We start from the raw sequence: 14,628 nt of genomic DNA, 5'->3' as shown, positions 1-14,628 counted from the left end.
TTCTCCGCCCCGACCGCGCAGAGATTCTCCGCCCCGACCCCGCAGAGATCGGCAGGAAGACGTGAACCCCTTCGACGACCCGGACGGCACCTTCCTCGTCGTGGTCAACGACCAGAACCAGCACGCCCTGTGGCCCACCTTCGCCCCGGTGCCCGACGGATGGCACGAGGCGCACCCGGCCGCACCCCGGGACGTGTGCCTGGACCACATCGAGCGCACCTGGACGGACCTCGCCCCGGGCGGTACGGCCCGCCACGCGGATCCGGCCACCGGCTGAGCCGAACCGGCCGCCGACCCGCATGGGCGCTGTCCGGGCGGCGGCGCGGCTCGGCCCGCCCCGCCGCCCGCCGCTGGTCAGGGGTGTGCCGCCGGCGGGACAACGCCGCTTTGTCCAGGGGGCGACTCCCTGTCCGCGTCTTACTTCACGGCGATCGGGTTGACGGGCGAGCCGACCGCGCCGTACGCCCTCGCCAAGGAACTGGACCTCCTGGTCACGGGTCACCTCAACTCCGTACCCACACTCCAGCGCGTCCCCGAGGCCGTTCTGCTCCACCGCGGGGGGCTGCTGGGGCCCCGGCAGGTGTACTCCCACGCCAACACCAGTTCCGACGAGGAACTGGCCCTGCCCGCCGCGGCGGGCGCCGCGGTGACCTGCACCCCGGAGTCCGAGGCGCAGATGGGCATCGGCTTCCCCGTCCTCGGCCGCGCCCGCGCCGCCGACCGGCCCCTGGCAGCCGCGCGGGCGTTCTTCGACATCACCCTGGAGCGCATCGCGGACCCCGGTCTGCCTGACGGATGCCTGGTGGCCCAAACTGTCATGGCGATCCCAGTGCTGAGCGCGAGCGTCGCGGCGCGTGCACGGGAGGCGATCGGCTTCCAGCACACCCGGCTACGCGCCGCGTTGAAGGCCGGCCGACTGCACGACGAGGCGGCCGAGTCCTTCGCGACCCCCAAAGCGGACTTCGCGATCGTCCCGGCCAGACCCCTGACTGGAACCGCGCCCGCCGGGCCGGCGATCCGCAGCGTTTGGAGAGCCACCTCGGAGGCGCTGTCGTCTCCGCGGGTCCCACATTCCTGGCCTGGGTCGACAAGCACGCACCGAACACATCTGTGTACGCGTCTTCGGCGGCCGTATCGGGACGGTGGCCGTATCGGGACGGTGACAGACCCGCTTCTCATGGCGTTCGGCACAATGAGCGTGTGACAGACGATGACGAGGACGGGACGCCGTTTCCTGCGGCAGGGTTTGTTTTGGGCGTGCTGGTAGGCGTTCCGCTTGGGGCCGTGCTCGGGCTGTCCGTCTTCGGCAGCATGGTGATCGGTCTGGTGCTCGGCAGTGGCGTAGGCGGAATCCTCGGTTTGACTTTCCCGGTGGTTCGGCGTTCGCGGCGGCAGTCCCCTTGAGCTCGTCCGCAAGACGGTTCGCTCGGGTGGCTGCTCACCGCTTCCGGTCGATCACGGCAGCGGTGACCGTCACCGCAGTGCCGGCGAGGAGCGGCAGGGTCATCGCCGGGAGGAGCCATGCGGGCACGCTCGGGTTCGGAGTGGAACGCCAGAGCATTCCGCAGCCCGCGAGGAAGGAAGTACCGATGCAGGTGTTGAGCAGCAATAGGGCACGTGCGATCCGGCGTGCCGAGATCCGGCTGCCGGGCCTGTTGAGCAGGGATGATGTCGCCCGTGCCGTAGCGAACGGTGTGGCGGTGACGTTCGACAACTCATCGCGCGGTGTCAGCCGCAGCGTCAGCTCCGCACTGCCGGCCATCAGCACTGTCACTCCCGCATACACGAAGACCAGCACGAACGCGCTGCCGATCGTCTTGTCCGTCCAGGCGTCGATTCCATCGGCCCCGATGTGTTTCGGTATCCGCCCCGGTAGGTGTGGGTAGCGGAGCGCACCCCAAGTCGACAGCGCGACCAGCAGGAGGACATTGGGGAGTAACCACAGCCGGACAGAGGGGGAAAAGAGCAACATAAGGCCGATTATCTGATGAGGGCTTGGGCCTGTCGACGGGCTCGGGTGCCGGTCGATGGGCGAGGCGTTGGCTGGCCCGCGGTGCGGTGATGAAGTGGGCCAGGACGAGGACAGCCTGGCCGGGCGTCCCGCCCGCCACCCATGGCCCGCTGAATCTGATCTGGCTCTCGGCTACCGGCAATCGGCTGATTGTTTCCTTCGGCAGCAACGACATGGCTGAGGAGGAACGCGGCCCGCGATCCGGACCGTGGCCTGGCCGAACATCGCCCGCCAGCGGGCAGGGTCTACGCTATGGCCTGCGGCCACCGCGCGATCTTCAGGAGTCCACACGCCCCCCGATGATCACGCGGTGGCCGTACCCGTTCCCAGCCGGGCCCGCGACAAGATTGCGAAACCGGGCTGGAGTCAACACCGTTGACTTAAAACTCCTAACAGAATGGATCGAAGGTGGGGTGAGCCGGGTGACGATCTCTCGAAGCCGTTGCCACGGTGGACGGCTGTCGCCTGGGATCCGCCCAAAGGGAGGACTTGGCAGCCCATGTCTGCCCGACCGGGGGCCGGCTGTGGCCCGGGGCGCCTAGATGATCAATTCCAAGGGGTGTGTGCGGGCATGAGAACGAGGGTGTCCAAGATCGTTGTGTGACGAACAACCAGGACACCCTCGCGACCGCACTTTACGCGACCACCGACGACCTGCTGAAGGAGCGTCCGGACCTGGCATCATGGCGCCCGCCGGTCGGCATCGCACCCCGCCTGAGTGATGCCGAACTGGTCACCCTCGCCGTGATGCAGGCCCTGCTCGGCTTCACTTCCGAGGCCAGGTGGATCCGTCACGCCCGTACCCATCTGCGGCACCTCTTCCCGTACCTGCCGCAGCAGCCCGGCTACAACAAGCGGCTGCGCAAGGCCGCCGGCCTGCTGCGACGGGTCACCCGGATCCTGGCCACCACATCCTCGGTGTGGAGCGACGACGTGTGGGTCGTGGACTCCACCCCGGTGGAATGTGGCCGATCCCGCGAAACCGTCAAACGCTCGGACCTGGCCGGATGGGCCCAGTACGGCTACTGCGCCAGCCACAGCCGATTCTTCTGGGGCCTGCGCCTGCACCTGATATGCACCCTCCAGGGCCTGCCAGTCGCCTTCGCCCTTACCGGAGCAAAAGCCGACGAGCGCGAGACCCTCCTCGACCTCCTCGCCGCCGAACCCGGCCTTCTCCAAGGTCGAACCGGGCAGACGCTGATCGGCGACAAGAACTACTACGGTCGCGCCTTCGAACATGAACTCGCAGAGCACGGAATCCAACTACTGCGGCCCGCCCGCAAGGGCGAACGGCAGCGGCCGGGCGCGCATCTGTTCAAGCCCTTGCGGCAGGTCATCGAGTCGATCAACGAGACGTTCAAGGGACAGCTTGACCTCGAACAGCACCGGGGCCGCACACCCGGCGGCGTGGTCGCCCGCGTCATGCAGCGAATCCTCGCCCTGACCGCAGCGGTCTGGCACAACGACGCCACCGGACACACCGTCCTACGTTCCCTGACCGCCTACGATCACTAACCCCTTGGAATAGATCATCTAGGCTGTCACCGCTACGGAAGGGCGGTGCCATGGATGAGGACTCCCGGACCAGGGCCGCGATCGAGGAGCATTGGCGGGCCTCGGAACGCGGGAACACCGATGTCGAGCACGCCATCTACGCCACGGACGCGATCCTGGACTACCCGCAGTCAGGTGAGCGGTTCCGGGGCCGCGCGACGATTTCGGCGCAACGCGGCGGACACCCGGCCGACCGACACTTCACCGTCCAGCGGATCACCGGCCACGCCAATCTGTGGGTGAGCGAATGCGTGATCACCTACGACGGTGTGCCTTCGTACTCGGTGAGCATCATGGAATTCGCTGACCAGCACGTGGTGCACGAAACACAGTACTTCGCCGACCCCTTCGGAGCGCCGCCCTGGCGAGCCGCGCTCGCAGAGCCGATGCCAGGCCGAACGATCGCTGGAACCTGATTCCTGGCCTCGTTCGGGTCAGCCGACTGATCAGCCTGTCACTTTGTTGAAGTTCTAGGGACTCCTATCGCGCTGATTTCAAGCGCCTCCAGCAGATGAGCGCGCATGCGAGGGTGAGGAAGGCTTCATGGATGTCGTCGCGGATCTCCCAGCGGATCCGCAGGCGACGGAACCAGTGCAGGTGAGCGAACGCGCGCTCCACGACCCAGCGTTGGGTGCCGAGTCCGGAACCGTGATCGATGCCGCGGCGGGCTATCAGCGGTTTCACGCCGAGGTCCCGGACCAGCCGGCGGTACTTGTCGTGGTCGTATCCGCGGTCGGCCAGCACCACGTCTGGGCGGCGCCTGGGCCGACCGCGCTTGCCGCGCACGGACGGCACGGCTTGGAGGAGCGGGATGAGCTGAGTGACGTCGTTGCGGTTGCCCCCGGTCAGGGTGACGGCGAGGGGGATGCCGGTGGCGTCGGTGATCAGGTGGTGTTTACTGCCCGTCCTGCCCCGGTCGACGGGGCTTCGTCCAGTCTTGGAACCCCCTTTAACGCGCGGATGTGGGAGCCGTCGACGGCAGCGCGGGAGAAGTCCAGGGCGTTCGCAGTGCGGAGCTTGGCGAGGAGGACCTCGTGCAGCCGGGGCCAGACATCGGCTTCGGTCCACTCGGCCAGGCGGCGCCAGCAAGTCATGCCCGAGCCGAAGCCGAGTTCTTGCGGCAGGTGTTCCCAGGCGATCCCGGTGTGCAGGACGAACAGGATGCCCTGGAACACCAAGCGGTCTGGATGCCGTTTGCGGCCGGGGTGCCGCATCCGACGTTCGACCTTGGGCAGCAGCGGCTCGATCACCGCCCACAGCTCGTCGTCGACTTCCCACTGCTTCGGCCGAGCCACCCAGCACCCCCGGATCACGGTCCCGGAGTGATCCAACCACCTTAAAGATCATTTTGTTAGGAGTTCTTAGTGCTTTGACCTGGCCTTCAAGCCTTCCTCCATCACCGTGACCTCGGCTTCGAGGGCGTAGTACTGGGCAATGGCGGGGTGTTGGAGGGAGTTCTTGCTGTACTTGCTGGTCGGGTTCTTTCGGGTTCGGGCCTTCGTTCGCTGCCTGCGGCGGGCGGGCAGGAGATTGTCCAGGATGGCGTAGCCGATCGTGCCCACCAGCGTGACCTCACGGGGGATGATCCCGGCGGCGGTGGTGACCTGGTCGCGGGCGGTCTCCGGCGCGATGGTGAAGCTGATCCGGTCGGGGTCCAGACTCGGTCGGCTGGTGGTGGCATCGGCAGTGATCCGTATGAGGGCCTGGTAGACGGTCAGCAGGGCATACACCTCCTGGTCGACCTCCTCCGGGCGGTGCGAGCGCAGGATGCGGCCGTCCAGCATCGTGGCCTTGATCGAGAAGTAGGTGGTCTCGGCCTGCCACGTCTCGTGGTACAGGGTGACCAGCTCACGGGCGGGGTAGCGGGTGTGGTCGGTCAGGCTGGTGGCCAGGCGCCACTGCTCACGACGGACCGTGCCGTCCTGGTAGGTCACGGTGATCCACGCCTCGACGATCCGCACCGGCAGCTTGCCCATGCCGAAGGTCGACAGGTAGGAGCCGTCCGGCAGCCGCTTGGTGATCAGCGGGATGCGACGGGAGCCGGACCGGCACAGGAACTCCGCTCCGGTGGAGCGGAGCTGGAGCAGGAGGGGTAACCGTCGAAGCCGGTGTCCAGCAGCACGAGCATTCCGCGGGTCAGCCGGTCGAGCATGGGCTCGGCGTAGTTGGTCTCGCCTGTGGTCTCCGGGCCGAAGGCGGCGGCGAGCACCGCTCGGGTGCCGCACTCGATGAGCGTGAGCAGTCGCAACAGCGGGTAGCCGAACTCCACGTCCTCGCCCTTGCGCTTGCGTTTGGTGTGCCGGGAGGCGATCGGTTCGCTGTCGGGTAGGTGCAGGCTGGTGCCGTCGATGGCCACCGTCCGCAGGCCCGCCAGAACGCGCCGGGAGTGTGCGGCCCGGCTACCGGCCCGGCCCGCGCGGACGGCATCATCCCAGCACGCGAGGTGGTCCTCCTGGTGCGCACCTGAGGGCCACGCAACACGGACCCGAAGCCCCCTTACGGCGCTGTGGCAAGGCGACTCCACGTCCTGAAGGGTGGTGATGCCGAGAGCGATGTCACGGCACATCGTCTCGATCTCAATCCCGTCACTGCGGTCTGCGAGGAACATAGCCGCCGCCCTCAGTAAGTCGGCGGCTTCCGGCTCTGACTCCACACCGCGGGCGACCGTCTCCGTTCCCAGGGCGGCGATGCTGGTTGCCAGGCGGCGAACTTCTGTGATCGAGCGGTCTCCATGTATTGGGCTTATGAGTCGTGGCGCCCGTTCCACCACGTCGGGAAGGGACGTGAGGAGCTCCACAAGAAGTTGAGGGGACGAGGGGCGGACCAGCGCCTGACTCGAGCTGATGTTGATTGAGTCGAAGGTCATGAGAGGGCTGAAGACGTGCCCCGTGTCCGTGACAGCAAAGGCCGTGTCGGTGAATAGGCTGTAAAAGCTTGGATCAGTGTGCTGATCCGGGAACACGATGCTTGCGTCGGAGCTATGAATGGCGCCGATCCCGCTTCGGACAGCCCGCTCGTACACCCGTTCCAGGGGCACTGACCAGGGATGAGACATGCCCTCCGGCGCCCAGCAGACCGGTTCCCGGTCGCTCCAGTCACGCGGAGGCTGGCACCATAGGGAGCACTCCGGAGGCAGCAGCGGTTGCATGGCGGGATCGGAGGCCTCGTTCCAGGTGGGCAGCCGGAAGGCGGCAGAGCCGTCGAGCACATCATTCACCCACCTGACCAGGGCCTCCGGCGCGCCCGGCGGAATACCGAGGAATGCGGGGCTGTAATTGGTGGTGGCGGCCCGTGACCGTCGAGCCCCCCTCTCTCCCCCTGACCCTTCAAGCCGGAATTCCGGGTGGGCGTCGGTGAACAGACGGTAGACGTCGTGGCTGACCGGCAGCGCGCTGACCAGTACTCCATCCGCTAGCCAGACGACCTGGCGCAGATGGCGGGCGACCGTGGCTCCTTCCATTATCTGTCGACGCGGCGAGTCCGCTGGCGACTGCAGCGCTTCCAGGCGCAGTTGCTCGAGGCGCTGACCGAGCTCATGCGGCTTCTCCCGGGCCTCGTCGTAGCAGTCGAACGCGAGCGCCAGTGCCTCGGCAGTATCCAACTCAAGGCAGGCCTCGATGACGTGGTCGGGCGGGTTGACCGTCGACCACAGCAGAATGCTTTCGCGCCACCAGGCGTCGCTGATCCTCCCTTCCAGGAGGTGGCCCATGCCGTTGTGATGGATATGGGACGCTGCCAGGTACTCCTGGAAGGTCTGATGCGCGAAGCTGAACTGTCCGGGTTCACGTTCGACGAGCAGTCCAGTGCGGGCGACGGACGTGAGGAAGGCATCCGTGGACACCCCGGGGAGTTCGCGGACGAGCGCCGGAACCAGCAGATCCGTGGCGAGCGCCCCGCCAACGGGCAACGAGCGGGTCTGATGGACCATCATCCCGTACGCGAGTTCCCGCAGCACGGCTTCACGGGCCGGTCCCGCGTCGGCGTCCTTCCAGAGCCCCTTGGCCTGGTGCCTGCGCCACAGCAGCACCTGGCAGATCTGGCCGTACAGCTCCGCCCGGGTGCCGGGCAGCGCTCCGAGGTAGCGGTGCACGTTGCAGAGCATGGTGAGCAGCAAGGGGTTGGAGGACAACCCGTAGAGACTGGGCTGGGCGCGCAGCCGGTCGATGAGGTCCTCGGCCGAGGCGTACGCCACCGCTCCCGTGTCCCTGCTGCCCGAGAGGCGCTCAACGGCGCCGTACCAGCCGTGTACAAAGCGGCGGATCTGGTCCGGTGTGAAGCGGCGGACCACGAGCACCTCGGCACCGTCCAGCGGCGCGGCGTCGTAGCCCTGTGGCCGAGTGGTGAGCACCCAGTGATTGTCCGGGTAGCGGGCGACCTGGGACTCCGCCCACTGCACCAAGCGCTGGCGCATGTACGGGTCGGCGACCTCGTCCAGGCCATCGAGCAGCACCACACAGCGGCCGTGCTCCAGGTGGTCCTCGAACCACCCGGCGGGCGCTTCCCCCAGAGCGGCGGCCGAGAGCGTCAGTCGCGCGACATCGGCGATCGTTAACCCCGCACCCGCGACGCCGTCTCCGGCCATCTGCTCGACGTGGTCGCGTAGGGTGATGAAGACCGGAAGCCAGCGCTTCGCCCGCCGCCGCGCTTTGCGGCGGGCGTGCACCACCGTGGTGTGTTCCAAGAGCGTTGTCTTCCCCGTGCCGGGGGCGCCGATGACGACAAGGGACCGCGGACCTGGATCGTCCAGGAGGTCCTGGAGAGATCTGCGCTCGCCGTCCGGAAACTCCTGCTCAACGTCCGCGAGGGTGACGTTCTGCGCGTGGTGCAGTGGGCTTGGCCTCAGGCTTACGTCGACGAATACGTCATCGAGGCGGGGGTTCCGCGGCCCCTGGATGGTCAGGCCCTTGACGCCCCCGGCTGAATGCCGCACGACCAGATATCGACGATACCTCCGTTCGTACCGTGTGAGGCGAGCCAACAGCAGCCGCTCGACCCCGTCAGCCACCCGCTTCGCCAGGCGATTCTCCAGCTCTTTTGAGATGGACGCGAAGAACGCGAGGACAGCCAGAGCCACTTCGTAGGCGCAGAGGAGTCCCATGGCCAGCACGGGATGGCTCTCCACCTTCGGCCAGAGCTGTGTTCCCACGACCAGGGGAGCGCCGACCCCCAGCCCCAGCAATCCCGCACGACCGATGGACAAGCCCTTGTCGCCCGCCACGGATCCCCCTGTCCAGCCACCGTGAAGCTCCCGCACACCCAAGCAACACTCGGATATGAAAGCGCACTTCATCACCTGCCCGCCGCGCAGCGCCTACAGTCCCTCAAACCTGCTCCGACCTCAAGACCGATAGAGACGGAGTTCAGGAGCCCCATCCACTGGTTCGTCGCGCAGCGCGCCGAACGACAGCCACCTGCGGCGCGCCCGGCTTGCCACCAACTCAGCATGACTGCTGCAGCTCCAGGACCTGTGCTTCGAGGTCTGCGATGCGCTTGTCGGCGAAGCGAAGGTTGGAGCGGGAGCCTTCGAGCCGTCCCTGCAGGGCGCGGTGCTCCTGGGACAGCTGCTGGACCCACCGCTTGAGGGTGGTGTTCTCGGCGGTGAGCTGCTGGACGGATTCGTCGGGAACCATCTGCTCGAAGTCCCTGAGCTGACCCATCAGGTCCCCGATCCGCTGTCCCACCACCGGGGAGCTGCCGTGGGTCGCGGCGCGCTGCGTCCACCGCCGCGGAGACGATCCGTCCTCACCACCCGCGCCGAACCTGCGCACCATCCTCGATGAACACGAGGGGAAGGTCCCCGAGGAGCTCTTCTTGCGGATCGGCCTCGGCCTGACGGAGGCCGTCGCCCTCGCCCACGCCCGGGGGCTCGTGCACGGCTCACTCGCACCACGGGCCGTTCTCGTGACCGACCGCGACGTCCGGCTGATCGGCTGGGCGACGGCGACGGTCGACCGAGTGGACAGCGCTCACCGCGACGTGCTCCCCCTCAGCGACACTTACCTGGAGGCGAGCGACAGCGGGCGGTCGCTCACCCCTCAGAGCGATATGTACGCCGTCGGGGCGCTGCTGCTGGCCTTCCTCTCGGGACAGTGGAGCGACCCGAGGGCTGACAACTCGGAACAAGGCCCATTGACCAACCCCGGGATCGCCCCGGTGCTCCTGCGGACTCTTTGGCGTTGTCTGGAGAACGACCCTGCCCGCAGACCGTCCGCCGCTTTCCTGGTCGGGGCGTTCGCTCACGCATCCGGAGGCCCGGCGCCCGACCGGACGTCGGTGGAACTCGTCGCCGAGGACGTCCGGCGGATGCGGAATGCGGCACGGCAGAACATCAGCACCTACGGGCTGGAATTCGCCCGCCTTCTCCATACGTTCTCGAACCAACTGGCCTCCCAGGGGCTGTAGGTGCCAAGAACTGCGTCCGTGCTGGTCACGCGGTGTGCCGGTACTCGTGCAGGAGTCCGCCGAGGTGATCGCGTCGATGGACGTGGAGATGGGTGGGCTGGTCGGGTTCCGTGATCGGTTCGGGTAGCGGGTGGAGTGGTGCGGCGCTTGCGAGAGTGCGGTGGGGTCTGTGCTCGTTGTAGAACGTCTCGTATTCGCGTAGCGCGTGGAGTAGATGGGTCTGGTTCCAGATGAGGGTGCGGTCGAGGAGTTCGGTTCGGCATGAGCGCACCCAGCGTTCCGTGATCGCGTTCATGCGCGGTATGCGGACGCCGGTCTGGACGACTTTGACGCTCTCGGCTTGCAGGACGGTGTCGAAGGATGCCGGGTACCGTCCGTCTCGGTCCCGGATCAGGAACTTCGCATTGATGCCTGCGTCTTGGAGGTCCATGACCATGTTGCGGGCGAGCTGGGTGACCCAGACGGCGGTGGGGTGTGCCGTCGCGCCGAGGATCCGCACGCGGCGGGTGGCGTGCTCGATCACCGCGAGGACGTGCAGCGTCGCTCCGCTCAGGGTCTTGGTCTCGAAGAAGTCTGCGGCGAGGATTGCCTGGGCCTGGGAGCGCAGGAAGGCGGCCCAGGTGGTGTGGTCGCGCTCGGGTGCTGGGCCTATGCCGTGCTCCTTGAGGATGTTCCACACGGTGGCGGCGGCCACCTTGATCCCGAGGGTGGCGAGTTCGCTATGGATTCGCCGATAGCCCCAGCTGGGATTCGCTCGCGCGAGCCGTAGTGCAAGAGCACGGACGGATCGTACGGTGCGGGGCCGTCCCGGCCGTTTGGGGCGGGAAGCCTTTGCGTGGCGGCGCCGCAGCAGCTCCCGGTGCCACCGCAGCACCGTGTCAGGCGAGACGATCAGCGGTAGTTGACGAAGACGTGCCCGGGGGAGGCGATGTAGGAGGGCGGCCAGCAGTGCACGGTCTGGCCAGGTGAGCTTCCGTTTGTCGGTCTGCCGCTGTAGTACGGCCAGTTGGTGGCGTAACGCCAGGATCTCGGCGTCCTTGTCGCGGTCACTTATCGGCATGAGTCGTAACAGGGTGAACATGCTTGTCAAGGCCAGGTAGAGCAGGCGCAGCAGCACTCCGCCAATGCTGGTGTGGGGGAGGGCGAGTCGGCAATGGGCGCGGTGGTTCCACTTCTGCCATGGTTGAGCGGCGGGCCGCTGCAGCACTCCGGCGTCGTGACCAGCACGGACGAGGTTTCTGGCACCTTCAAGGTCGCAGTGGGTGGACTCCGGATGCTTACAGGGGCTGGGCGGCCAGGTGCCGGGCGGGGTGGCGAGGGCTGAGGAAGACGGCGCTGCCGTTGCCGTCGGGGGAAGGGTGCGTGGCCTGGGTCCAGCCCTGGGAACGGTAGAAGGACATGGCCCGGGACGACTGCACGGAGGTGAGCAGCCAGGAGCGGCCACCTGGAGCGTCTTCGGTCACCGCTTCGAGGAGGTCGGCGGGGAGGCCGGTGCCCTGAGCTGCGGGGCGGACGGCGAGTTCATCTATCGCGCGGGCGCCGCACAGCCAGTCGACGGTGCGCTCGGGGCCAAGGCCGGCGGCTGCCTGTGGGTAGCAGCGGCCGGTGGGGAACGGGGCCAGGGTGGTCCCGGCGGTCGCGAAACCGAGGGACTCTTCCCCGGCGAAGGCGAGCGCGGCGGTGAAGCCGAGCCGTCGGACGTTGCTCACCAGCCGCCCCACGAACTCGGCCGCTCTCGCCTCGTCCTCGTTCCAGGGCGGGACGCAGAACGCCGAGACGTAGAGGGAGTGCAAGGCGCCGGAATGGGCGAGCAGGCCCGCGTCCCTGAAGACCTTGATGCGGGTGTTCATCAGGCCGCCACCGATTTCGTGGTGGTCGACACCGGGTGCAGGGCCGCGTATTCCAACGGCGCTGACGGGTCAATGGACACGTTGAGCGGTGCGGGTTCGGCTCCGGCGCGTACGAGGAGGTCGCCGACGGCGGCGATCATCGCGCCGTTGTCTGTGCACAGCTTGAGCGGCGGTACACGTAGGTTGATTCCGGCGGCCTGGCAGCGCTCCTCGGCGAGGGACCGGACACGGGAGTTCGCGGCGACCCCGCCGACCACCACCAGCGTGCCGACCCCGTGCTCGACGCAGGCGGCCACCGCCTTGCGGGTCAGTACGTCCGCGATCGCCTCCTGGAGCGAGGCCGCCCCGTTCGCCACCGGTAGCTCTCGGCCCGGGTGACCCTCGGCCCAGCGGGCGGCGGCTGTCTTCAGCCCCGAGAAAGAGAAGTCGTACGAGCCGGGCAGCGGGCGCGGGAAGTCGACAGCGCGCGGATCGCCTGTGCGCGCCGCCTGGTCGATGGCCGGACCGCCGGGGTACGGCAGCCCGAAGGCCCGGGCGACCTTGTCGAAGCACTCCCCGGCGTCGTCGAGGGTGTCGCCGAGGTGGGCGATCGGGTCGCGGGCCAGGCTGCGGACGCGGAGGAGCGAGGTGCGGCCGCCGGAGACGATCAGGACCATGCAGGGGTTGGGCAGCGGGCCGTGTTCCAGGGTGTCGGCGGCGACATGACCGGCCAGGTGATGAACCCCGTGGAGCGGCACGCCCAGCGCGTAGGCGATGCCCTTCGCACCCGCCAGGCCCACCTGCAACGCGCCGGACAGGCCCGGCCCCGTGGTGACGGCGACGGCGTCGATGTCCGACAGCCGCAGCCCCGCCTCGTCGAGTGCCTGGCCCACGACCGGGCGCAGGGCATGCAGATGAGCGCGGGAGGCGATCTCCGGGACCACTCCGCCGTAGCGGGCGTGCTCGTCCATGCTCGACGCCACCGCATGGCCGAGCAGGACCCCGTCCCGGACGAGTCCCGCGCCGGTCTCGTCGCACGACGACTCGATCCCGAGCACGATCGGAGGGGCCATGCTGCGCCTTCCTGCGAGCCACATGCTGTTGCGAATAGTGTGCAATAAGTCGGGTGGGATGTTAAGCCGAGTTCGGGCTCGCGAGCGATGCCCAGCCAGTGGCATCTGGACATCCCGCTTCCCGAAGTCTCTGCTGCCTCGCCCATCGCGAAGGCGGCGGCAGGCGGCTCGCTGACCCGTACCGCCGGGAACTCCGGGAGCCTCCGAACCCGCCGCCCGTACACCGGCAGCGACCAGGTACGAGGCGCCCTCGGCTTCCTCGGGCTCTGACCGCAGGTGAATGGATGAGGGCTTGGTCCCGTTCGCTCCTCGAACGCGCAGCTCCTGGCCCTCGCCGGGTAAAGTGCGCCCCCGTCGCCCCGACAGCCATCCCTGAGCGCCGCGGACGCTGGGGGCGGAGCAGTTCGGCGACAGCCACCTGTATTCGCCGGAGTGGGAGCGGCACGTCTGCCGTTGATCTGCCTCTGTTAGGCTCCCAACGCCTCCCGCGGGGGAAGTCCGGTGAGAGTCCGGCGCTGACCCGCAACGGTGTGTGCGGCGACCCCTGGTTGTTCGCGTGAGCCCGATCGCCTGTGGGTGGCGCGACCCGTTGACTGCTCGCCGTGGACTGCGAGAGGGGACCGCGCGGCCTTCGTGTCGTACGGGCTGTCTCCTTGCGTGAGGTCCGACCGGCGGCCCTAGGCGAAGGACCGCCCCGACCGTGCGACGCAGCCCCATCCCCGGCCGAATACCCGTACCCCCCTTGGCACTCGGCCTCGGACTGCTTCTCCTCGTGTCGCTCGTGTGCGGTGTCGGCCTCGGGGCCGCAGGGATCGGCTGGGCGGATGTGTTCCGCTTCCTGTGGGCAGGGACCACCGGCGGCACCGTGCATGCCGATGACGCCGCCGCGTACACCATCGTCTGGGAGATCCGGCTGCCGCGCGTCGTGCTCGGGGCCGTCGTGGGCGCGGGGCTCGCGGCCGTCGGGGTCGCCGTGCAGGCCATGGTGCGCAACGCGCTCGCCGATCCGTTCGTGCTGGGCATCTCCTCGGGCGCGGCGGTGGGCGCGAACGCGGTCATCCTGCTCGGGGCGTTCGCCGGGCTGGGTGTGTGGGCGCTGTCGGTGTCGGCGTTCGCCTCGGCGCTCGCGGCCATGGTCCTCGTGTACGCGGTGGCCCGCTCGCCGCACGGCCTGACACCGCTGCGGCTGATCCTGACCGGGACGGCGCTGGCGTACGGCTTCGAGGCGGTCACCACTGTCATGGTGTTCGGCGCGGCCCGGGGCGAGGCGGCCCGTTCGGCGATGATGTGGCTGCTGGGCAGCCTGGGCGGGGCGACCTGGGCGCAGGTGCCGCTCGCCGCGGTGACCGTGGCCGCCGGGTGGGCGTGGCTGCGGTGGCGGGCCGAACCGCTCAATGCACTCGCCATGGGCGACGAGACGGCCGCCGCGCTCGGCGTCCAACCCGCCCGGCTGCGCAGGGAGCTGTTCCTGGTGACGGCAGCGGTGACCGGCACGGTGGTCGCGGTCAGTGGAGCCATCGGTTTCGTCGGACTGATGGTGCCGCACGTCGTACGGATTCTGGTCGGTGCCGACCACCGGAAGGTGCTCGCGGTGGCACCCCTCGCCGGAGCCGTCCTGCTGGTGTGGGCGGACATCCTGTCCCGACTCCTGCTCGCGCCCGCGGAGTTGCCGGTCGGAGTGATCACCGCGGTGGTCGGCGTCCCCGCCTTCCTGCTGCTGATGCGGCGCGGCGGCTACGCGTTCGGAGGCCGGTGACAG

The 14,628-nt window shown here is 68.4% G+C and carries 16 protein-coding genes and 1 riboswitch; of the genes, 8 read left to right on the top strand and 8 right to left on the bottom strand.

Going from position 1 to position 14,628, the window contains the following annotated elements; genetic code table 11:
- The first annotated feature begins 61 nt into the window (after positions 1-61).
- The 3 genes from AS97_RS00870 (at position 62) to AS97_RS00860 (ending at position 1,404) form a co-directional block, all read left to right on the top strand.
- Positions 62-277 (top strand): MbtH family protein, encoded by a 216-nt coding sequence (locus AS97_RS00870; RefSeq protein ID WP_099016731.1) that lies wholly within the window; start codon positions 62-64, stop codon positions 275-277.
- 159 nt (positions 278-436) lie between these two features.
- Positions 437-1,204 carry a hypothetical protein gene (locus tag AS97_RS46640; protein ID WP_247204184.1) on the top strand — a complete coding sequence of 256 codons (768 nt, stop codon included), beginning with the start codon at positions 437-439 and terminating at the stop codon, positions 1,202-1,204.
- Positions 1,201-1,404: a nitrate reductase gene (locus tag AS97_RS00860; RefSeq protein ID WP_125759850.1), complete on the top strand. Its 204-nt coding sequence runs from the start codon at positions 1,201-1,203 to the stop codon at positions 1,402-1,404. The genes AS97_RS46640 and AS97_RS00860 overlap by 4 nt, the downstream gene beginning before the upstream one ends.
- 34 nt (positions 1,405-1,438) lie before the next feature.
- On the opposite strand, the gene AS97_RS00855 is transcribed toward AS97_RS00860, so the two are convergent.
- A complete protein-coding gene (locus AS97_RS00855; RefSeq protein ID WP_125759851.1) occupies positions 1,439-1,969 on the bottom strand; it encodes a DUF1648 domain-containing protein in 531 nt (176 codons plus the stop codon).
- A gap of 642 nt (positions 1,970-2,611) precedes the next feature.
- On the opposite strand from AS97_RS00855, the gene AS97_RS00850 reads away from it, so the two are divergent.
- Positions 2,612-3,526: an IS982 family transposase gene (locus tag AS97_RS00850; RefSeq protein ID WP_210564085.1), complete on the top strand. Its 915-nt coding sequence runs from the start codon at positions 2,612-2,614 to the stop codon at positions 3,524-3,526.
- Positions 3,527-3,576: 50 nt separating this feature from the next.
- Positions 3,577-3,981, top strand: a complete 405-nt coding sequence (locus AS97_RS00845) for a hypothetical protein (RefSeq protein WP_037652204.1) — start codon at positions 3,577-3,579, stop codon at positions 3,979-3,981.
- Positions 3,982-4,045: 64 nt separating this feature from the next.
- Here the strand turns inward: AS97_RS00845 and AS97_RS00840 are convergent.
- The 4 genes from AS97_RS00840 to AS97_RS00825 form a co-directional block, all read right to left on the bottom strand.
- Positions 4,046-4,860 (bottom strand): IS5 family transposase gene (locus AS97_RS00840; RefSeq protein ID WP_210564151.1). Its coding sequence is split into 2 segments (ribosomal slippage): positions 4,046-4,515 and positions 4,515-4,860, totalling 816 coding nucleotides; the frame shifts between segments, so codons are not numbered across the junction.
- Between the two features lie 66 nt (positions 4,861-4,926).
- On the bottom strand, positions 4,927-5,541 hold the full coding sequence (locus AS97_RS00835; RefSeq protein ID WP_210567451.1) for a transposase: 615 nt from the start codon (positions 5,539-5,541) through the stop codon (positions 4,927-4,929).
- 44 nt (positions 5,542-5,585) lie between these two features.
- Positions 5,586-8,783 carry an NACHT domain-containing protein gene (locus AS97_RS48850; RefSeq protein ID WP_210564150.1) on the bottom strand — a complete coding sequence of 1,066 codons (3,198 nt, stop codon included), beginning with the start codon at positions 8,781-8,783 and terminating at the stop codon, positions 5,586-5,588.
- Positions 8,784-9,003: 220 nt separating this feature from the next.
- The gene (locus AS97_RS00825) at positions 9,004-9,336 is read right to left on the bottom strand and encodes a hypothetical protein (protein ID WP_125759854.1); all 333 of its coding nucleotides are present in this window, start codon (positions 9,334-9,336) and stop codon (positions 9,004-9,006) included.
- Between the two features lie 40 nt (positions 9,337-9,376).
- Between AS97_RS00825 and AS97_RS00820 the strand changes: the two genes are divergently transcribed.
- Positions 9,377-9,967 carry a hypothetical protein gene (locus AS97_RS00820; protein WP_125759855.1) on the top strand — a complete coding sequence of 197 codons (591 nt, stop codon included), beginning with the start codon at positions 9,377-9,379 and terminating at the stop codon, positions 9,965-9,967.
- A gap of 25 nt (positions 9,968-9,992) precedes the next feature.
- On the opposite strand, the gene AS97_RS00815 is transcribed toward AS97_RS00820, so the two are convergent.
- From AS97_RS00815 to tsaD, 3 genes are all read right to left on the bottom strand, one after another.
- Complete coding sequence (locus AS97_RS00815) at positions 9,993-11,084, bottom strand: integrase core domain-containing protein (RefSeq protein WP_125759863.1); 1,092 nt, start codon at positions 11,082-11,084, stop codon at positions 9,993-9,995.
- A 160-nt stretch (positions 11,085-11,244) separates the two neighbouring features.
- On the bottom strand, positions 11,245-11,817 hold the full coding sequence (locus AS97_RS00810) for a GNAT family N-acetyltransferase (RefSeq protein ID WP_125759856.1): 573 nt from the start codon (positions 11,815-11,817) through the stop codon (positions 11,245-11,247).
- Positions 11,817-12,869, bottom strand: a complete 1,053-nt coding sequence (tsaD, locus tag AS97_RS00805; protein ID WP_210564149.1) for a tRNA (adenosine(37)-N6)-threonylcarbamoyltransferase complex transferase subunit TsaD — start codon at positions 12,867-12,869, stop codon at positions 11,817-11,819. The genes AS97_RS00810 and tsaD overlap by 1 nt, the downstream gene beginning before the upstream one ends.
- An 87-nt stretch (positions 12,870-12,956) precedes the next feature.
- Between tsaD and AS97_RS00800 the strand changes: the two genes are divergently transcribed.
- On the top strand, positions 12,957-13,139 hold the full coding sequence (locus AS97_RS00800; RefSeq protein WP_125759858.1) for a hypothetical protein: 183 nt from the start codon (positions 12,957-12,959) through the stop codon (positions 13,137-13,139).
- Between the two features lie 182 nt (positions 13,140-13,321).
- Positions 13,322-13,458, top strand: a riboswitch (cobalamin riboswitch).
- 111 nt (positions 13,459-13,569) lie between these two features.
- Positions 13,570-14,625 carry an iron ABC transporter permease gene (locus tag AS97_RS00795; RefSeq protein WP_125759859.1) on the top strand — a complete coding sequence of 352 codons (1,056 nt, stop codon included), beginning with the start codon at positions 13,570-13,572 and terminating at the stop codon, positions 14,623-14,625.
- The last annotated feature ends 3 nt before the right edge of the window (positions 14,626-14,628 follow it).

The organism is Streptomyces sp. AgN23 (assembly GCF_001598115.1).
GTDB lineage: Bacteria > Actinomycetota > Actinomycetes > Streptomycetales > Streptomycetaceae > Streptomyces > Streptomyces antimycoticus.
Note: the sequence above shows the minus strand (reverse complement) of the source record. Positions and strands in the feature narration are given on the sequence as shown.